Origin of the sequence: Amycolatopsis halotolerans (genome assembly GCF_042647905.1) — a bacterium.
GTDB classification, from domain to species: domain Bacteria; phylum Actinomycetota; class Actinomycetes; order Mycobacteriales; family Pseudonocardiaceae; genus Amycolatopsis; species Amycolatopsis halotolerans.
The window spans coordinates 49,751-66,144 of record NZ_JBHRWI010000021.1 but is presented as its reverse complement, the minus strand read 5'-3'; the positions used below and the strand labels follow the sequence as shown (position 1 = coordinate 66,144).

Below are 16,394 nucleotides of genomic sequence, written 5' to 3'. Positions count from 1 at the left end.
TGGTCAGAGGTCGACCCCCGTGAAGACCGTGACTCGCTCCTCGGTCAGGTCGTTCATCGCCGACAGCACACCCTCCCGGCCGACGCCGGAACCCTTCACGCCGCCATACGGCATCTGATCCGCGCGATACGACGGCACGTCGCCGATGATCACGCCGCCGACTTCCAACTCCGCTGACGCGTGGAAGGCCAGCTGCACGTCGCTGGTGAACACCCCGGCCTGCAGCCCGTACGCGGACGCGTTCACCGAAGCAAAAGCCTCGTCGACACCATCCACAATGGACACCGCCAGCACCGGCCCGAAGATTTCCTCCGACCAAGCCTTGGCGTCCGCGGGCACGTCAGTCAGCAAAGTCGGCGCAACCGTTGCGCCCGAACGGGTTCCGCCGGTCAGCACCCGCGCGCCACCAGCCACCGCTTCCTCTACCCACGCGATGATCCGCTCCGCAGCCGCCTCGTCGACGACCGGGCCGACGTCAGTGTTGCGGTCATACGGATCGCCGGTTGCCTGTGCCTCGACGGCCTCGGTAAGCGCGGGCACGAACTCGTCGGCGATCGCCGCGTCCACGATCACCCGCTGCACCGCGATGCACGACTGGCCCGCCTGGTAGTTGCCGAACGTCGCGATCCGCTGCGCAGCGCCCTCGACGTCCGGCCAATCCCGCAGCACGACTGCCGCCGCGTTGCCACCGAGTTCGAGCACCACATGTTTGCGCGCCGCCGCGTCCGCGATCGACCAGCCGACCGGGCCGGATCCGGTGAACGACACGACCGGCAGCCGCGGATCGGCGACGAGCGCCTGTGTCGCCTCGTTTCCCAACGGCAGCACGGAAAACGCGCCCTCCGGCAGGTCAGTCTCGGCGAGCAGTTCGCCGAGCACCAGCGACGACAGCGGCGTGCGCGGCGCGGGCTTGATGATGATCGGCGCGCCGACCGCGAGTGCGGGTGCGACCTTGTGGGCCACCAAATTCAGCGGGAAGTTGAACGGCGCGATCCCGAGCACCGGACCGCGCGGCACCCGGCGGGTCAGCGCGAGCCGGGCGTCGCCGGACGGGTCGGCGTCGAGCCGCTGCACGTCGCCGCTGAACCGGCGCGCCTCCTCGGCCGCGATCCGGAAGACCGAAATCGCCCGCTTCACCTCGGCCTCGGCCCACTTCAACGGCTTGCCGTTCTCGGCCGTGATCACCTCGGCGAGTTCCTCGGCCCGCATCGCGAGCCCGCGCGAGACGTGCTCGAGCGCGGCCGCCCGCTGATGCGCGGGAGTGCGCCGGAACTCCTTCGCGACCGCGGCCGCCGCGGCCACCGCCCGTTCGACCTGGTCCGCGCCGGGCACCGCGACCGTCGCCACTTCGCTGCCGTCGAACGGGTGGTGCACCACGAGGGTGCTCGCGCCCTGCTCAGCCTGACCGGCGATCCACGCGGCCCGCGGCTGTGGGGTGATCGTGTCCATGCGCCCAAGGTATTAGGCGCCACCTGGCCCGGCACGCCGGACCAGGTCCTTCTTTTGTGGCACCTGTCCTGGCGCGGAGATGACATTTGTCGGGGGTCTCCCGCGGTCCGCCGCCATATCGTCAGCGCATGACCAACTCGGTTGCCTCTCGCTGGTCCGCCAACCCGGCGGTGGCCTTCTTCGCCCGCGTCGGAACACCGCGCCGTCCGGTGCTGACCGGCGCGGTGTTCCTCGTGACCGCAGCCGTGCTGATCGCCCAGCTGGCGGACCCGTCCCTCTTCGACCGCTTCAAGCGCGACGCCACCGCGATCGACGCCGGGGAGTGGTGGCGGCTGCTGACCGGCATGTTCTTCCAGGACGGCAAGCTGTTCGGCGGGATTTTCAACCTGGTCGCCCTCGCCGTGGTCGGCACGCTTGCGGAATGGTGCCTCGGCCGCGTCTCCTGGTTCGTCCTCTACTTCGGATGCGGGCTGTTCGGCCAGTGCCTCAGCTACGTCTGGCTGAATCCGGTGGGCGCGGGCAACTCGATGTGCGTCGCCGGGCTGCTCGGCGCGCTCGCCGTGGTCGTGCTGCGAGCGCGCGCCGCCCAGCCACCGCAGGGGTTGTACCTCGCCGCGCTGCTGATCGTGCCGCTCGCCGTGCTCGACACAGTGCTGCATGACAACCACGGCATGCCCGCGCTGCTCGGGGTCGCGTTGGGACTGCTGGTCAGCGGTTTCGGTAAAGGTCGCGCAGCAGCAGGATCTCCGCGCAGTGATGGATCATCTCTCGGCTGATGTGCAAGACCAGTGCGGCCATCGACAGCTCTGCGTAGGGTCCTTCAGCCGGACCGCACGGACGGGCCAACGCTTCGGCGTCGAGACTGCGTACGCCGGCGATCCACGTCGCGTACGCGTCGTCGAGCTGCTTCAGCGCTTCGTCGGCCGTGCCCGCGTACGGGAAGTCCTGATAGGACGCCGGAGGCCCGCCGAAGTGCGAGGCGGAGCGCATCGCCAGCACGCCCGGGATGATGTGGCCCAGCCGCCACGCGATCGTGGTCACCGGCGGGGGAGTGGGCTCCGGGAACGAGAAGTCGATGGTGAAGTCGCCGGTGCCGGGTTGTTCGTCGTTCGTGCGGGGATGAACGGTCCAGCAGTTCGCGACCGGCTGCCAGAAGTACTCGTCGTCGGTGAGCCCCTCCAGCTTCGGGCGCACGTGGTGCTGCCAGTGCCAGTCGAGCTGTTCGGCCAGTTCGTTGGTCCAGTCGTTGGTCATGCGGGCACGGTAAGCCGGTTCGCGGACGGTGGCTGTCCTCATTCCGGGGGCATTGCCGACGTGACGGGGCCCACCTGGGACGATGGTGGCAAAAGCGCTGATACCTGGAGGTCTTGGGTGGCCACTCCCACCGGTCCGGTACTCGTCATGGACTTCGGGGCGCAGTACGCGCAGCTGATCGCCCGCCGCGTGCGCGAGGCGCAGGTCTTCTCCGAGGTCGTGCCGTCGAGCGCGACCGTCGAGGAGCTGCTCGCCAAGAACCCGTCCGCGATCATCCTGTCCGGCGGCCCGTCGAGCGTGTACGCCGAGGGCGCTCCCGCGATGGACCCGAAGCTGGTCGAGGCCGGCGTGCCGATCCTCGGCATCTGCTACGGCCACCAGTTGCTCGCCCGCGCGCTCGGCGGCGTCGTCGAGCCGACCGGCGTGCGCGAGTTCGGCCGCACTGACGTGCGGATCGTCGGCGAGGGCGGCGTCCTGCACACCGGGCTCCCCGACCACCAGACGGCGTGGATGAGCCACAACGACAGCGTCACCAAGGCCCCGGAGGGCTCGGTCGTCACGGCCAGCTCCGACGGTGCCGAGGTCGCCGGTTTCGAGGACGTCGAACGGCGTTTCGCGGGCGTGCAGTACCACCCGGAGGTGGCGCACTCGCCGCACGGCCAGGAGGTGCTGCGCCGGTTCCTGTACGAGATCGCCGGCGTCCAGTCCGGCTGGACCACTTCGTCCATTGTGGACGATCAGGTCGCCAAGGTCGCCGCGCAGATCGGCGACGGGCGGGCGATTTGCGGCCTGTCCGGCGGCGTCGACTCCGCGGTCGCGGCCGCGCTCGTGCAGCGCGCCATCGGCGACCGGCTGACCTGTGTGTTCGTGGACCACGGGCTGCTGCGCGCGGGGGAGCGCACCCAGGTCGAACGCGATTTCGTGGCCGCGACCGGCGTCAACCTGGTGACCGTGGACGCGCGCGAGCGGTTCCTGAACGCACTCGCCGGTGTCACCGACCCGGAGCAGAAGCGCAAGATCATCGGCCGCGAGTTCATCCGCGTGTTCGAGCAGGCCGAGCGCGACCTCAAGGCACAGGGCGACTACCGGTTCCTCGTGCAGGGCACGCTGTACCCGGACGTCGTCGAGTCCGGCGGCGGCGAGGGCACCGCGAACATCAAGAGCCACCACAACGTCGGCGGCCTGCCGGACGACCTGCAGTTCGAGCTGGTCGAACCGCTGCGGCTGCTGTTCAAGGACGAGGTCCGCCGCGTCGGGCTCGAACTGGGGCTGCCGGAGACGATCGTGCAGCGCCAGCCGTTCCCCGGGCCGGGTCTCGGCATCCGGATCATCGGCGAGGTGACCGCGGACCGGCTGGAGACCCTGCGCGAGGCCGACGCGATCGCCCGCGAGGAGCTCACCGCGGCCGGGCTGGACCAGGAGATCTGGCAGTGCCCGGTGGTGCTGCTCGCGGACGTCCGCAGCGTCGGCGTCCAGGGCGACGGCCGGACCTACGGTCACCCGATCGTGCTGCGCCCGGTGTCGTCGGAGGACGCGATGACCGCCGACTGGACGCGGCTGCCGTACGAGGTGCTGGAGCGGATCTCGACCCGGATCACGAACGAGGTGTCCGAGGTCAACCGCGTGGTGCTGGACGTGACGAGCAAGCCGCCGGGCACCATCGAGTGGGAATGACGTGAAAAAACGGGGCCCGGACTTCCGGGCCCCGTTTTTTGTTTCACGGCCGTCGTTTGCGGAATGACGCGCCGAGCATCAGGATCCCGCAGAACACCGCCCCGCCCGCGACGATCCAGCGGAAGTCGAAGGTGGGCAGCCAGCTGGAGCCGTCGGTGAGGACGTAGCCGGACACGAGCAGCGTCGCGACCCCGACGATCAGCGTGATCCAGTCGACCCCGCGGCGGCGGACCGGGGCTTCGGGCTCGTCGTAGGAGTAAGGGTTCTCAGCCACGGCGCACCTCCACCTGGCCCACGCCGTTGGTGACGTGGAGCGTGATCTTCTGTCCGCCGACGTTGTCGTCGCCGTTGTCGGTCCCGGTGATGGCCGGCTGGCCGACCCCGTTGGACGTGCGGTTCAGGCAGTCGACCTCGCCGGCGCTGTTCTCGCAGGTGAAGGTCACGTCCGCGGTGCGCGGCACGATGACCTCGGTGTTCCCGGCGCCGTTGGAGACCGTGGTGGCGACTGGCTCGCTCGCGGCCAGCTGGGTCAGGTCGATCTTCATGGTGCCCGCGGTGTGCCGGTAGACCGGCTGGAGCTCGGCCGCCGTATGCGGGGTCGCGGTCAGGTCGCCGACGCCGCCGCGCACGTCGAGGTTGTCGAAGGTGCTGGTCGTGAGCACCATCCCGGCGATCGAGAGCGGAATCGCGAGCCCGATCAGGCCGCGGGCGCCGCGAGCGAACGCACCCGCCACGAGCCCGACGCCCAGCACGGCGAGCGTCATGCCGATGATGTGCCGCAGCGAGAACCAGTCGAACCCGTTCAGCGAGAGCGCGACCCCGATGCCGGCCACGATCACCGCCACCCCGAGCGTGGCGGCCCCGATCTTGGACCGCCGCCGCGGCGGCCTCGGCGCGGAGTCGTTGTAGTCGCCGCTCGGAGGCGGCGGCGGTGGCGGTGCCGCCGGGTCAGGCAGATCCCAGCCCGCCGGGTCGGCGGCCAGCGGATCCCAGCCCGGTGCCGCCGCCGCGGGAGTCGGGGTGTCGCTGTTCATCGTGAAAGCTCCGGTTCCGGAAGCGGTTCCGTCCGCCGCGAACGCGACGACCGGCGCCGGTCGGTTGTCCTGCCCGCGGGTGCGATGCAGGAGATAAAGGCACGTGGCGAGCAACGCGAACCCGATCAGGCCGCCCCCGTCGAACCAGCCGCCGCCGAAGGTCCACCCGACAACCGGAATCACCGCGACAGTCAAGACGGCCGCGAAGGCCTTCGTCATGGTCGACTGCCCGCGCCCGATCAACGCCTCGAAGCCGGAGACCTCGTCGCCGTCGGAGGGGAAGAACAGCCACCCGAGCAGGTAAAGAACCAGCCCGAACCCCCCGAAAACAGTCGCCGCCGCCAACGCGACCCGAATCACCACCGGATCGATCCCGTAGCGATCCCCCAGCCCGGCCGCGACCCCCGCGACCTTCCGCCCCGAGTGCGGCCGCCGAGGCCTGCTGGCCCAGAAGTCCTTGACGGTCTCCTCGAACCCGTTCAGGGGGTTCGTACGGGGAGGCCGCACGTCGTTCGCACCACTCATGCCTCACAGCATGCTGGACCGCTGGGGGCGGCACATCGGGGAAGGTCCCTGAGGTTATCCCCGAGATCGGTCCCTTGCTGGGCGTCTGTCCGCCGAGTCTGGCCACGAGTCTTCCGTCTTCCGGGCGGGAGCGCGGTGAGTCAGCGAGAGAAGGGTCAGCCCTTGGGGAGGAGCGGGTCCAGCTTGGTCGCCAGGTCCTCTGCGGTTTTGCAGGAGGCAGCGGTGTCCTTGCCGCCGGTCACGAGGATGATCGCGCGAGAGTCGGTCTGAACCGACATGGATATCGTGCACTGGCCGGCCGACCCCAACTCGGCGGGATCTTCGATGAACTTCCGGCCGCCGAGGCTTCCGCTGCGAGCTTGTGTGGTGTTCTTGATGTCACTGTCATAGCGCTGGTCCTCTTGCAGGAGAAGTGCGACGTCGGTCGCGTTCAAGCCGCCGCTGGACTTTTGAGTGACGCAGGCTTTTCGCTCTTGTGCGATAGAAGATTTCGCCTTGGGATAGCCCGTGCCGCTCAATATTTGATCAAGAAGTGCGCACTGGTTCCGGTCGGCGAAGGGGTTTCCGGTGGAGGCGGATGGAGAAGCTGGTGCGTTCGGAGCTGCTTTGCCGTTGACGGATTTGTCGCACGCAGTCAGCGCGATCGCGCCCGCGCCGAGCAGAACCAGGAGCCTAGAGGTTCGCGTTGTGACCATTGGTTGTCAGTTTTCAGTTCAGCTGAGCGAAGAACTGCGTGTGTGTTCAATTAATGCGCAATGGCAAGGACTTCTTTTGCTGGTTCAACGGCATCCCTCTGTGTGCGCCGCGTGCGTCCTTCGGGCTGTCGGACTGGGTCTCGCTCGGTCTCTGCCATTGGATACTGCGGTCAGTTCTTCGGGAGTTTCGGGTCCACGGCTACGGCGACTTGCTCGGCCTTTTTGCAGGCACCTGCAGTGTCGGTGCCGGACGCGGCGATGACCAGCGCGCGGGCGTTGGGGCCGACGCTCATTCCGACTTGGCACCCGCCGGCGATTCCCAGTGGCTCCGGTTGCTCGATAAACGGCCGGTCGCCGAGCTTCCCTGAGCGGGAGGTCTTGGGATCCCGGATGTTGTCGGTGTACTTCTGGCCGTTCTGCAGCGCTATCCCGACAGTGATCGAGAAGAATTTGTCCTGGGCAGTGGACGTGAACTGTGCTTGGCAGCTTCGCTGGGAGTCCGCGACGGAAGGAGTTGCCGGCGAGTAGCCCTGCCCGGCGAGAATCTCGTCGAGGATTTTGCATTGATCGAGCGATGCGAAAGGGTTTCCCGCGTTTGCTGCTGAAGAGCTCGACGTGCTAGGGGCGGTCTTCGGTTGCGGTGCACCGCTGACAGAGTTGTCGCAACCCGCGACTGTCGCGAAAGCAAGCGCGGCTCCGGCAAAGACGGCGAATTTATTCTTCCTCGTCACTGATTGTCCAGCTTCTTGTTCAGTTCCTGGAAGGAAACGGTGTGCGCGCTTTCGGTTTCGCGATAGTTCTTGCGAGCAATGTCCATTGCATCCCGGGCGACTTGCACTGCTTCATACATTATCTGCAAATTGGGGAGCATTGAGTCTGGCCTGCCGTCGGCGACGGTCGTGTTGAATTTCGCCACCTTATTTGCATACTCAGAGCCGCCCATCTTGGCGTTTTGCGCCAAGAGTCCGAGGCTGTAGTGCATGGGGTCGAAGCCTTTGAGAAAGAAGTCGCACGCCTCCATGTACGCGTGGAACCCCTCCTCATTCACCGCGAACGACCCGTTCTGCGCCAACGTCTTCAGTGTGTTCCCGGCCGTCTTCATCTTCTGCGCGGCCTCATGGCTCCCCGGGCCTTCGGTCAGCCCGGCCAGGAAGTCGTTGCCCGCCGTGCCCGCGGCGGGTGAGCTTTCGGTCGAAGACTTCTTGTCCCAGACGATGTCTGCCATCGGTTGCTCCTAGATCTGCGCGAGTGAGGGGGATCAGCCGCCGAGAACCGGGGGAGTGATCTTCTCTCCGTCCGGTCCTCGTTCCGGCTTGACCTCGAAGACCTCGTCCGGATCGATCTGCGTCGGGATCTTGTTCTTGTGTTCCTTGTCCTCTTCCTTTTTCTTCCCCGCACTCGCCGCGCCAGCGCCAGCTCCCGCCGCACCGGGCTTCCCGCCCTTTCCAGCGTTCGCGGCAGCCGTAGCGCCGCGCTCAAGCCGTTCGGCGGCACCCTTGCCGCCGGACTCACCGGGCTTTCCGGAACCGCCCGAGCCAGTCCCGCCGGTCACTCGGCCACCGGCGCCACCCCGGCCAGCACCGCCGCCTGACCGGCTGCGCGGCGTGTCTTCTCCAGCATTGCTGACACCGCCTCCGCCCAAAGCGAGCCCCTCCGGAGAGAGACGACCACCGATGCTCGGCGTTGTCCGCAGGTTGTTCCCGCCCCCTGACACCGCGGGGTTGCTGAGCGGCCCAGTGCCCGTATTGATCCCCGGGCCAGGGCTGTAGGGAACGCCCGGAGGGTTTCCGCCTCCCCCAGGCGGGAAGGAGGTGACCGGAGCGGGACCGCCAAGCGGCGGATTCGTGCCCGTGAACCCATTCCCAGGCCCGCCAGTCACCGGACCCGGCCCACCAGGTCCGACATAAGGTCCGTTAGAGGTCCCACCGGAGACAGTCACCGGCGCAGCACTGCTCGCATGGGTGCTGTCGTTGTTCATCTGCGGCGGCGGAGAATAGACCGGCTGCGTAGTCGACGTCTCGTGATACGTCGTGTCCAACCCGTGCATCACCTGGACCGCCTGCTGGTGCGCGGCGTCGGCCTGCTGCTGCTTGGCCGCCACGTCGCCCATCGCGATCACGCCCTGCAACGGGTTGCCGTTCTGGAGCTGCTCCGTCGCCTTGGCCATTTCGGCCTTCTGATTGAACCCAGTCGGCTCCGGCATGTTCTTGTGCGCGTAGTCGGCCGCCGCGGACTGCTGGGAGTAGCGGTTCGACACCAGCTGCATCGCGCTGCCGGTTTTCTCCGTATGGTCCGCCGTGCTCTGGAAGAACGAATGCGCCTGCGCAGCGGCCGTGCCCTGCCACTCGGCTCCAGCGGTGTCTGCCGCGTCGCGGAACCGGTTGGACGCCTCCGCAAGCCAGTTGCCGTATGTGTTCGTCACGCGGCTGCGGTCGTTGATGCCCTCGAAGTTCAAGCCCTCGTTGACCATTTTGTGCAGGTCTTCGTGGCTGTACGACGCGTAATTCGCGTCCGGCGCGGGCGCGTCGCCGCGGGTTTGCTGGCCCTGGAGCAGCTGCTGGCCCTGCTGGACCGAGTACTGCGAGGCGTCCCGCTCAGTCGCTCCGCGCGTCTCGGGCGAGTCCACTCCTACGGAGAAGATCTGGTTCACGTTCTGCGTCCGGGCGTAGTAGTCGCCCGCGGACTCGACGTGCTCCGCGCGATGCTGCTCGGTCATCTCCGCCCCCGTGTACGCACTGTGATCACTCGCCACCTGCATGGTACCGAGTCCCGGCGGGCGGCAGGGAGGTTCGCCGAATTTCCCGGACCGGCCATCCGGGGGAATTGATCAGGGCCTTCCCCGATGTCCGCGCCGCTTCCGCGTGTGACGATGGACCTCGTGCAGGACTTTCTCGACATCAGTGCCTCAGGGCGGGTTTCCTCGGCCGAAGAGGAGCCCTCGGCACTCGTGTCCGCCCAGGCGATGGAGGTCGCCGAACCCGAACCGCGGCCCAAGATGTACCGGCGGCGCTCCGGGCGGGCTGTCGCGGGCGTCGCGAGCGGGCTCGCGGACCACCTTGGGGTTCCGGTCGTCTGGGTCCGCGTCGTGTTCGCGCTGCTGGCCGCACTCAACGGAGCCGGCCTGCTCGCGTACGGCCTGCTCTGGGTGTTCGTGCCGCAGAGTTCCGAGGAAAGCGAGATCGCGCCCAAGGCCCGCGACCGGCAGCAGGCGTACGGGCTGATCGCGCTCGGCATCGGGCTCGCGATCGCCAGCAGCACGCTTACTGGCGCCATCCGCGGCTGGGTCGCGGTGCCGCTCGCGCTCGCCGCGCTCGGTGCGGCGGTCGTCTGGCGGGAGGCGGACGAGTCGCAGCGGCGGCGCTGGCGCGTCGGGGCCCGGGACGGACTGGTCGGCGAGGGCGGACGGCTCGCGGCGATCGTCCGGATCCTCGCCGGGGTCGCGCTGGTGGCCACCGGCATCGGCTTCGTCGTGTTCGCCAGCGGCGACTTCGACCAGGTCAAGTTCGCCCTGATCGCGGTGCTCGCGACGCTGATCGGCGTCGCCGTCCTCACCGTTCCGTTCTGGCTGCGGCTGGTCCGCGACCTCGGCGAGGAACGCCAGGCCCGCATCCGCACCGACGAGCGCGCCGAGATCGCCGCGCACCTGCACGACTCCGTCCTGCAGACCCTCGCGCTGATCCAGCGCCAGGCCGACCAGCCCGCCGAGGTCGCGCGCCTCGCCCGCGGCCAGGAGCGCGAGCTGCGCGGCTGGCTGTACGGCCCCGGCGGCTACGGCAAACCCAGCGACAAGCGGACCAAGGAAGAGGAAGAAGGCACCCGCCAGCAGCTGTCCGAGGCGCTCGCCGCGGCGTGCGGCGAGGTCGAGGACCAGTTCGCGATCTCGGTCGGCCAGGTCGTGGTCGGCGACGCCGAGCTGAACCCGCCGCTCACCGCGCTCGTGCAGGCGGCCCGCGAGGCGATCGTCAACGCGGCCAAGCACGCGGGCGTCGACGAGGTCAGCGTGTTCGCCGAGGTCGAACCCACCGAGGTCACCGTGTTCGTGCGCGACCGCGGCAAGGGCTTCGACCCGGACGTCGTGCCCGCGGACCGGCACGGCCTCGCCGACTCGATCCGCGGCCGGATGGAACGCCACGGCGGCACCTGCAAGCTGCGCACCGCGCCCGGCGAAGGCACCGAGGTCCAGCTCGCCATGCCGGTGAAAGCGAGCAAAGGGGTGGCGTGACCTCGCTATGCTCGGGGGCAGGCGAAGCGAGGGAGTGGGCAGTCGTGACGGAGAGCCAGCGGGAACCGGTCAAGGTCTTTCTCGTGGACGACCACGCGTTGTTCCGCGCGGGAGTGCGCACGGAGCTGGATTCGATCACCGACGAGGTGCAGGTCGTCGGCGAGGCCGGGTCGGTCGCCGAGGCGGTCGCCGGCATCGCGCGCACCAGTCCGCAGGTCGTGCTGCTCGACGTCCACATGCCCGACGGAGGCGGGGCCGAGGTGCTCCGCCGGGTGCGCCCGGAGCTGCCGGACGTGGTGTTCCTCGCGCTGTCGGTGTCCGACGCCGCCGAGGACGTCATCGCGGTCATCCGCGCCGGCGCGCGCGGATACGTCACCAAGACGATCTCGTCGAAGGAACTCGTCCGCGCGGTGGTCCGGGTGTCCGACGGCGACGCGGTGTTTTCCCCGCGCCTGGCCGGTTTCGTCCTCGACGCTTTCGCCGACCGTCCCGGCTCCGCGCCGATCAACGACCCCGAACTGGACCTGCTCACCCCGCGCGAGCGCGACGTCCTGCGCCTGCTCGCCCGCGGTTACGCGTACAAGGAAATCGCGTCCGAGCTGTTCATCTCGGTGAAGACGGTCGAGACGCACGTGTCGAGCGTCCTGCGCAAGACCCAGCTGTCCAACCGCTACGAGCTGTCCCGCTGGGCCTCGGACCGCCGCCTCGTCTAAGCCGGAGTAAGTTCCTCTTCCGGAGCCACCGCCGGTTTGCGCCGCAACCGGGTCAGCGCGACGCCGACGAGCACCACGAGCATGCCCGCGATCACGCGCAGATTCAGCTGCTCGTGCAGGAACACCGCGCCGAGCGACACCGAGACCACCGGCAGCAGATAGCCGACCACCGACGTGGCCACCGCGCCTTCGCTCGCCAGCAGCTGGTAGTTGAGCGCGAACGCGATCCCGGTCGAACCGAGGCCGAGGATCACCACCGCGATCAGCGCGACCGGGCTCAGGTGCACCGGCGTGAACCCGCCGAACGGCATGGCCAGCACCAGAAACCCCGTGGCCAGCAGCATTTGCCCGGCGGCGATCGCGTACGGCGAGGAGCCGGTGTTCGACAGGTGCCGTCCTTCGTAGACGAACGCGAACCCGTAGCTCGCCGCGGCGGCGAGGCAGGCCAGCGCGCCCCAGCTGAGCAGTCCGGACGCCTGCCACGGCGCGAAGATCAGCAGAATCCCGCCGAGCCCGACCACCAGTCCGGCGATCCGCGTGGCGTTCATCCGGTTCCGCACCCCGAGGAACGGAGCCGCCACGAGCACCCAGAGCGGGGTGGTGGAGTTCAGCACCCCGGTGATGCCGGAGTCCACAGTGGTCTCGCCGATCGCGAAAAGCAGGAACGGCACGGCATTGTGGAAGAACGCCGCGACGAGCAGGTGTCCCCAGGTACGTCGTTCCGCCGGCAGGCTCCGCCGGCCGATCGCGCACAGCGCCAGCAGCACCGCGGCGCCGAGCACGAGCCGCGCGAGCACCAGCTGTACCGGGGAAAACGCTTCCAGCCCCAGCTTGATCCAGAAAAAGCTCGAACCCCACATCAACGCGAGCGCCGCGATCCTCAGCAGCGTCTTCGTCTCGCTCACCCCAGGTCCCTCCTTTGTCTCTCCAGGCCAGCTTCTCCGCGGTGAGCTGTAAGGACAAGCGAAAATAACTGCAGGGACAATTAAGCAAAGCTGTAGGATTGAAGGCATGCTCGATGTACGGCGCATGCAGGTGCTGCGCGCGGTGATCACGAGCGGTTCGATCACTGCCGCAGCAAGGAATCTTGGGTACACGCCGTCGGCGATCAGCCAGCAATTGGCGGTGCTCGAACGCGAAGCGGGCACGCCGTTGCTGGAACGCGTCGGCCGCGGTGTCCAGCCAACCCCGGCGGGGACGCTGCTGTCCGAACACGCCGAGACACTCAGCGCGGAGCTGGCCCGAGCCGAGGCCGCGCTCACCGAACTGAAGGAAGGCCGCACCAGCAAGCTCGCCATCCGCTATTTCGCCACGGCGGGCGCGACGATGGTGCCATACGCGGTGGCCGCGCTTCGTCGCGAACACCCCGGCGTGTGGCTCGATCTCAAGCTCATCGACCCGGGCGACCCGCTCACCGAGGTCGAGGAAGGCCGCGCTGACCTGGCGATCATCGTGTATCCGCGGCCGGCGGAGCCGGGCCGGGGCATCGAGCTGGTGCCGCTGCTGGACGATCCGTACCGCGCGGTCCTGCCGCGTGCGCATCGGCTGGCCCGCAAACGTGTTCTCGACCTGACCGACCTCGCCGACGAACCGTGGGTCGGCGTCGATCCGATCCCTGGTGCTTGCCGGGCGATCCTGGAAGGCGCCTGCGCGTCGGCGGGTTTCCACCCGAACGTCGTGGTCGAGTCCGAGGATTATCCGTCGGCCCAAGGGTTCATCGCCGCCGGGCTCGGCGTCGGGCTGGTCCCGGAGCTAGGACTCGGCACGCCGCATCCGGGCGTGGTCGTGCGCCGCGTTCGCAATCCGCAGCCGAGCAGGCACATTCACGCGGCGGTGGCCGCACGGGTCGCGGGCAGTCCGGCCGTGCAGACGTTCCTCGAAGCCATGCAAGAGGCGACCGAGAACGTCGCCTGACGCCCGGCTCAGACGAACAGCAGCTGCGAAACGCCGATCCCGATCAGGATCGCGCACAGGATCGCCGCGACGGTCAGGATGAGCCGCCGACGCGCGGCCGCCTTCTCGCGAACAGCCTGCGCGGACGCGGCCTGCTGTGCTGGCGTGGGCGTGTAGCGGGCGGTCGGCTGCTGCATCGCTTGCTGCTGCATCGGCTGCGGCGGAGCGGGAGCCTGCGGCACCTGCTGGACCGGGAGCTGCATGAGCGGAGCCGGTTGCTGCGCGGGCGTCGGCGGTTGCCGCGGCGGCATGATGTGCTGGGTGGCGTCCGGCTGGATCTGCTGCGTGACCTCGGGCAGATGGGGCTGCTGCGTCGGCACCGGCCGCGACGCCGGAACGGTCGGCAGCGCGGGCGCGGTCGGCGGAATGAACGCGGTCTGCTCGCGTCCGACGGTGATCGCCTTCAGCGCGTGGACGGTGTCGTCCATGGTCGGCCGGGCCGACGGGTCAGCGCGGAGCATCTTCTGCAGCGCTCCGGCGAGCGGGCCCGCGTTCTCAGGCGGCCGTTCCGGGGACTGGCCGTCGTCACCGAACGGCGGCACGCCCTCGACCGCGGTGTACAGCGTCGCGCCCAGCGAGAACACGTCTGCAGCTGCCGACGGGGGAGCGCCTCGGGTGACCTCAGGCGCCCGGTAAGCGGCGTGCGGACCGCCGCCGGTGATGCCGATGTCGGTCAGCTTGACGCTGCCGTCGTCCGCGAGCAGCACGGTGTTCGGTTCGAGCGTGCGGTGGACGATGCCCGCCGAGTGGATCGACGCCATCGCGTCGCCGAGCTGAATGCCCAGGAACGCGGCCTGCTCCGGCGTGAGGCGGCCGTGCTCGGCGAGGAACACCGACATCCCGCGCGACGGGATGTACTCCATCACCAGCCACACGTCCTGGCCGTCGGGCAGCACGTCGTACACCGTGATCGCGCACGGATGGTCGATCCTTGCCGCGGCCTTGCCCTCTTCCATCGCCATCGCGCGGGCCTGTTCGGCACGGTCGGTCGGCAGGCCGACGGGCAGGTACATGCGTTTGACGGCGACGGTCCGGAACAGCCGCGTGTCGAACGCGAGCCACACGATGCCCGCGCGGCCGCGTCCGATCGGCTGGTCGAGCCGGTACCGCTCGCCGACGATGCTGCCTTCTGAACTCAATGCTGTCCCTGGATCGCTAGCTGGTCGCAGTCGGCGGCGCCGTCGCCGAGGTTTCCGACTGCGGCGGCTTGGTCGGCGACTGCTTAGTCTGAGACACCCGCGTCTGCGACGGCTGGTCCTGCGTCGGAGTGTCCTCCGCCGTAGTGGACTTCCGCGAGTGCCGCGTCGACTGGGTCTCTCGTGTTGAGCTTTCCCGGGAAGACGTAGGCGGGGACGTAGTGGTTGCGTCGGAAGGCGGCTGTGTGACGGACGTCGGCGCGACCGCGGACGACGAAGCGGGCGGAGCCGGCTGCGAGGCGTCCGGCGGATTGCCCGGGGTCAGCAGCCACACGCCGAGCGCGACCAGGCCGACCACCACGACTCCGCCGATCAGCGCGGGCTTCTTCCAAGCGCCGGGCTTCTCGTCCTCGTCGTCCTCAGGCGCGGTCTGCACCCGGGTGCGAGGCGCGGGGTCCTCGTCGTACGGGTCGTCCTCGTAGTGCTCCGGCACCGGGACCGCGCGCGTCGCGGCGAGGCCGTTGCGGCTCGGGTCGCCGTAGAGCGGCGGTTCCTGGTAGCCGTCCTGGTGGTAGCCGCGGTCGTCGTAGTCGTCCTCCGGGTAACCGGAGCCCGGCGGGTACGGGTCCTCGCCGTAGTACTGCTGCGCGCTCGGGTCGTACTGCTGCGTGACGCCCGGGTCGTCGAGCAGCGTGCCGGAGTGGCTGGCCTGTTCGTCGTCGTGGTGCAGCAGACCGGCCGCTGCCGCGCCGCCCGCCGCGCCAAGCGCAGCCGCGCCGAGGGTGCCCGAAGACGAGGCCATCATCGTGTCGCCGTCCGCGCCGCCGAGCGGGGTCTCGCCGCGCGCGACCGCGGACAGCAGCTCTTCGCATTCGTCGGCGGTCGGCCGGTGCTGGGTCTCCGGGTGCAGCAGCACCGCGAGCACGCTCGTCAGCGGACCGGACTGCCGCGGCGGGTTGATCTGCCCGGCGGCGACCGCGTGCAGCAGGCTCAGCGTGTTCTCGGAGAGACCGAACGGCGGCTGTCCCTCGCAGGCGGCGTACAGCGTGGAGCCGAGCGAGAAGACGTCCGACTCGGGGCCGGGGTCGCCGCCGATCGCGACCTCGGGGGCCAGGTAGGCGGGGGTGCCGGCGATCATCCCGGTCTTGGTGACCGTGACGTCGTCCTTGGCCCGCGAGATGCCGAAGTCGGTGATCTTCACGGTGCCGTTGCCGGCGAGCAGGATGTTGCCCGGCTTGATGTCGCGGTGCACGATGCCGACCGCGTGCGCCTCGCGCAGGGCGGCGGAGATCTGCGCGCCGATCCGGGCGACCTCCAGCGGCGGCAAGGTGCCCTTTTCCTGCAGCACCTGCGCCAGGCTGGTGGAAGCCAGGTATTCCATGATCAGGCAGGGCTGGCCGTTGTCGTCGGTGACGACGTCGAACACGGTGATCGCGTTCGGGTGGTGCAGCCGCGCGGCGATCCGGCCCTCGCGCATGGTGCGCTGCCGGGCGTCCTCCGCCTCGTGGTTCTCCAGCCCTGGCTGGAGAAGAAGCTGCTTGATGGCGACCGTACGGCCCAGCACCTCGTCGTGGGCGCGCCAGACGGCCCCCATCGCGCCGGAACCGATCTTTCCGACGATCCGGTACCGGTCGGCGACCAGACGACCCTCGTCGCTCACGCGACCTCCCTTTGGGGCTCCGACTTGCCGGGGCGGGACTTGTCTACCCCAAAGGGGTGAGTTCGAACCCGCCGCAGCA

The 16,394-nt window shown here is 69.1% G+C and carries 16 protein-coding genes; 5 read left to right on the top strand and 11 right to left on the bottom strand.

The features are described 5' to 3' along the window. Positions 1-3: 3 nt before the first annotated feature. On the bottom strand, positions 4-1,449 hold the full coding sequence (locus ACFORO_RS18450) for an aldehyde dehydrogenase family protein (RefSeq protein WP_377874673.1): 1,446 nt from the start codon (positions 1,447-1,449) through the stop codon (positions 4-6). A gap of 128 nt (positions 1,450-1,577) precedes the next feature. Between ACFORO_RS18450 and ACFORO_RS18445 the strand changes: the two genes are divergently transcribed. After that, positions 1,578-2,225 (top strand): rhomboid family intramembrane serine protease, encoded by a 648-nt coding sequence (locus tag ACFORO_RS18445; protein WP_377874670.1) that lies wholly within the window; start codon positions 1,578-1,580, stop codon positions 2,223-2,225. On the opposite strand, the gene ACFORO_RS18440 is transcribed toward ACFORO_RS18445, so the two are convergent. After that, positions 2,158-2,703, bottom strand: coding sequence for a DinB family protein (locus ACFORO_RS18440; RefSeq protein WP_377874667.1), 546 nt, complete (start codon positions 2,701-2,703; stop codon positions 2,158-2,160). The two genes, ACFORO_RS18445 and ACFORO_RS18440, sit on opposite strands and share 68 nt — an antisense overlap. 117 nt (positions 2,704-2,820) lie before the next feature. Between ACFORO_RS18440 and guaA the strand changes: the two genes are divergently transcribed. Then, positions 2,821-4,377: a glutamine-hydrolyzing GMP synthase gene (gene guaA / locus ACFORO_RS18435; RefSeq protein WP_354742460.1), complete on the top strand. Its 1,557-nt coding sequence runs from the start codon at positions 2,821-2,823 to the stop codon at positions 4,375-4,377. Positions 4,378-4,420: 43 nt separating this feature from the next. Here the strand turns inward: guaA and ACFORO_RS18430 are convergent, their stop codons facing one another. From ACFORO_RS18430 to ACFORO_RS18405, 6 genes are all read right to left on the bottom strand, one after another. After that, positions 4,421-4,651, bottom strand: a complete 231-nt coding sequence (locus ACFORO_RS18430; RefSeq protein ID WP_377874664.1) for a hypothetical protein — start codon at positions 4,649-4,651, stop codon at positions 4,421-4,423. After that, positions 4,644-5,936, bottom strand: a complete 1,293-nt coding sequence (locus tag ACFORO_RS18425; RefSeq protein WP_377896594.1) for a PspC domain-containing protein — start codon at positions 5,934-5,936, stop codon at positions 4,644-4,646. The genes ACFORO_RS18430 and ACFORO_RS18425 overlap by 8 nt, the downstream gene beginning before the upstream one ends. Positions 5,937-6,091: 155 nt before the next feature. Continuing rightward, positions 6,092-6,631, bottom strand: coding sequence for a hypothetical protein (locus ACFORO_RS18420; RefSeq protein ID WP_377874659.1), 540 nt, complete (start codon positions 6,629-6,631; stop codon positions 6,092-6,094). 170 nt (positions 6,632-6,801) lie between these two features. Further along, complete coding sequence (locus tag ACFORO_RS18415) at positions 6,802-7,362, bottom strand: hypothetical protein (protein ID WP_377874657.1); 561 nt, start codon at positions 7,360-7,362, stop codon at positions 6,802-6,804. Continuing rightward, positions 7,359-7,856, bottom strand: coding sequence for a hypothetical protein (locus ACFORO_RS18410; RefSeq protein WP_377874655.1), 498 nt, complete (start codon positions 7,854-7,856; stop codon positions 7,359-7,361). The genes ACFORO_RS18415 and ACFORO_RS18410 overlap by 4 nt, the downstream gene beginning before the upstream one ends. A 33-nt stretch (positions 7,857-7,889) precedes the next feature. After that, positions 7,890-9,347 (bottom strand): hypothetical protein, encoded by a 1,458-nt coding sequence (locus ACFORO_RS18405; RefSeq protein ID WP_377874653.1) that lies wholly within the window; start codon positions 9,345-9,347, stop codon positions 7,890-7,892. Between the two features lie 246 nt (positions 9,348-9,593). On the opposite strand from ACFORO_RS18405, the gene ACFORO_RS18400 reads away from it, so the two are divergent. Beyond that, on the top strand, positions 9,594-10,853 hold the full coding sequence (locus ACFORO_RS18400; protein ID WP_377874714.1) for an ATP-binding protein: 1,260 nt from the start codon (positions 9,594-9,596) through the stop codon (positions 10,851-10,853). Between the two features lie 44 nt (positions 10,854-10,897). Next, positions 10,898-11,566: a response regulator transcription factor gene (locus tag ACFORO_RS18395; RefSeq protein ID WP_354742446.1), complete on the top strand. Its 669-nt coding sequence runs from the start codon at positions 10,898-10,900 to the stop codon at positions 11,564-11,566. Here ACFORO_RS18395 and ACFORO_RS18390 read toward each other — a convergent pair. Beyond that, the gene (locus ACFORO_RS18390; protein ID WP_377874651.1) at positions 11,563-12,471 is read right to left on the bottom strand and encodes a DMT family transporter; all 909 of its coding nucleotides are present in this window, start codon (positions 12,469-12,471) and stop codon (positions 11,563-11,565) included. The two genes, ACFORO_RS18395 and ACFORO_RS18390, sit on opposite strands and share 4 nt — an antisense overlap. Positions 12,472-12,577: 106 nt before the next feature. Here ACFORO_RS18390 and ACFORO_RS18385 point away from each other — a divergent pair, with 106 nt between their 5' ends. Continuing rightward, positions 12,578-13,480, top strand: coding sequence for a LysR family transcriptional regulator (locus ACFORO_RS18385; RefSeq protein WP_377874649.1), 903 nt, complete (start codon positions 12,578-12,580; stop codon positions 13,478-13,480). Positions 13,481-13,488: 8 nt separating this feature from the next. Here the strand turns inward: ACFORO_RS18385 and ACFORO_RS18380 are convergent, their stop codons facing one another. Both ACFORO_RS18380 and ACFORO_RS18375 read right to left on the bottom strand, forming a co-directional pair. After that, a complete protein-coding gene (locus tag ACFORO_RS18380; protein WP_377874647.1) occupies positions 13,489-14,658 on the bottom strand; it encodes a serine/threonine-protein kinase in 1,170 nt (389 codons plus the stop codon). Between the two features lie 16 nt (positions 14,659-14,674). After that, the gene (locus ACFORO_RS18375; RefSeq protein ID WP_377874645.1) at positions 14,675-16,315 is read right to left on the bottom strand and encodes a serine/threonine-protein kinase; all 1,641 of its coding nucleotides are present in this window, start codon (positions 16,313-16,315) and stop codon (positions 14,675-14,677) included. Between the last annotated feature and the right edge of the window lie 79 nt (positions 16,316-16,394).

Coding starts and splice junctions, on each gene's coding strand:
- ACFORO_RS18440 (WP_377874667.1), bottom strand. CDS start 2,703: ATGACCAACGACTGGACCAACGAACTGGCCGAACAGCTCGACTGGCAC.
- ACFORO_RS18400 (WP_377874714.1), top strand. CDS start 9,594: ATGGAGGTCGCCGAACCCGAACCGCGGCCCAAGATGTACCGGCGGCGC.
- ACFORO_RS18385 (WP_377874649.1), top strand. CDS start 12,578: ATGCTCGATGTACGGCGCATGCAGGTGCTGCGCGCGGTGATCACGAGC.
- ACFORO_RS18450 (WP_377874673.1), bottom strand. CDS start 1,449: ATGGACACGATCACCCCACAGCCGCGGGCCGCGTGGATCGCCGGTCAG.
- ACFORO_RS18405 (WP_377874653.1), bottom strand. CDS start 9,347: ATGACCGAGCAGCATCGCGCGGAGCACGTCGAGTCCGCGGGCGACTAC.
- ACFORO_RS18420 (WP_377874659.1), bottom strand. CDS start 6,631: ATGGTCACAACGCGAACCTCTAGGCTCCTGGTTCTGCTCGGCGCGGGC.
- ACFORO_RS18410 (WP_377874655.1), bottom strand. CDS start 7,856: ATGGCAGACATCGTCTGGGACAAGAAGTCTTCGACCGAAAGCTCACCC.
- ACFORO_RS18425 (WP_377896594.1), bottom strand. CDS start 5,936: ATGAGTGGTGCGAACGACGTGCGGCCTCCCCGTACGAACCCCCTGAAC.
- ACFORO_RS18445 (WP_377874670.1), top strand. CDS start 1,578: ATGACCAACTCGGTTGCCTCTCGCTGGTCCGCCAACCCGGCGGTGGCC.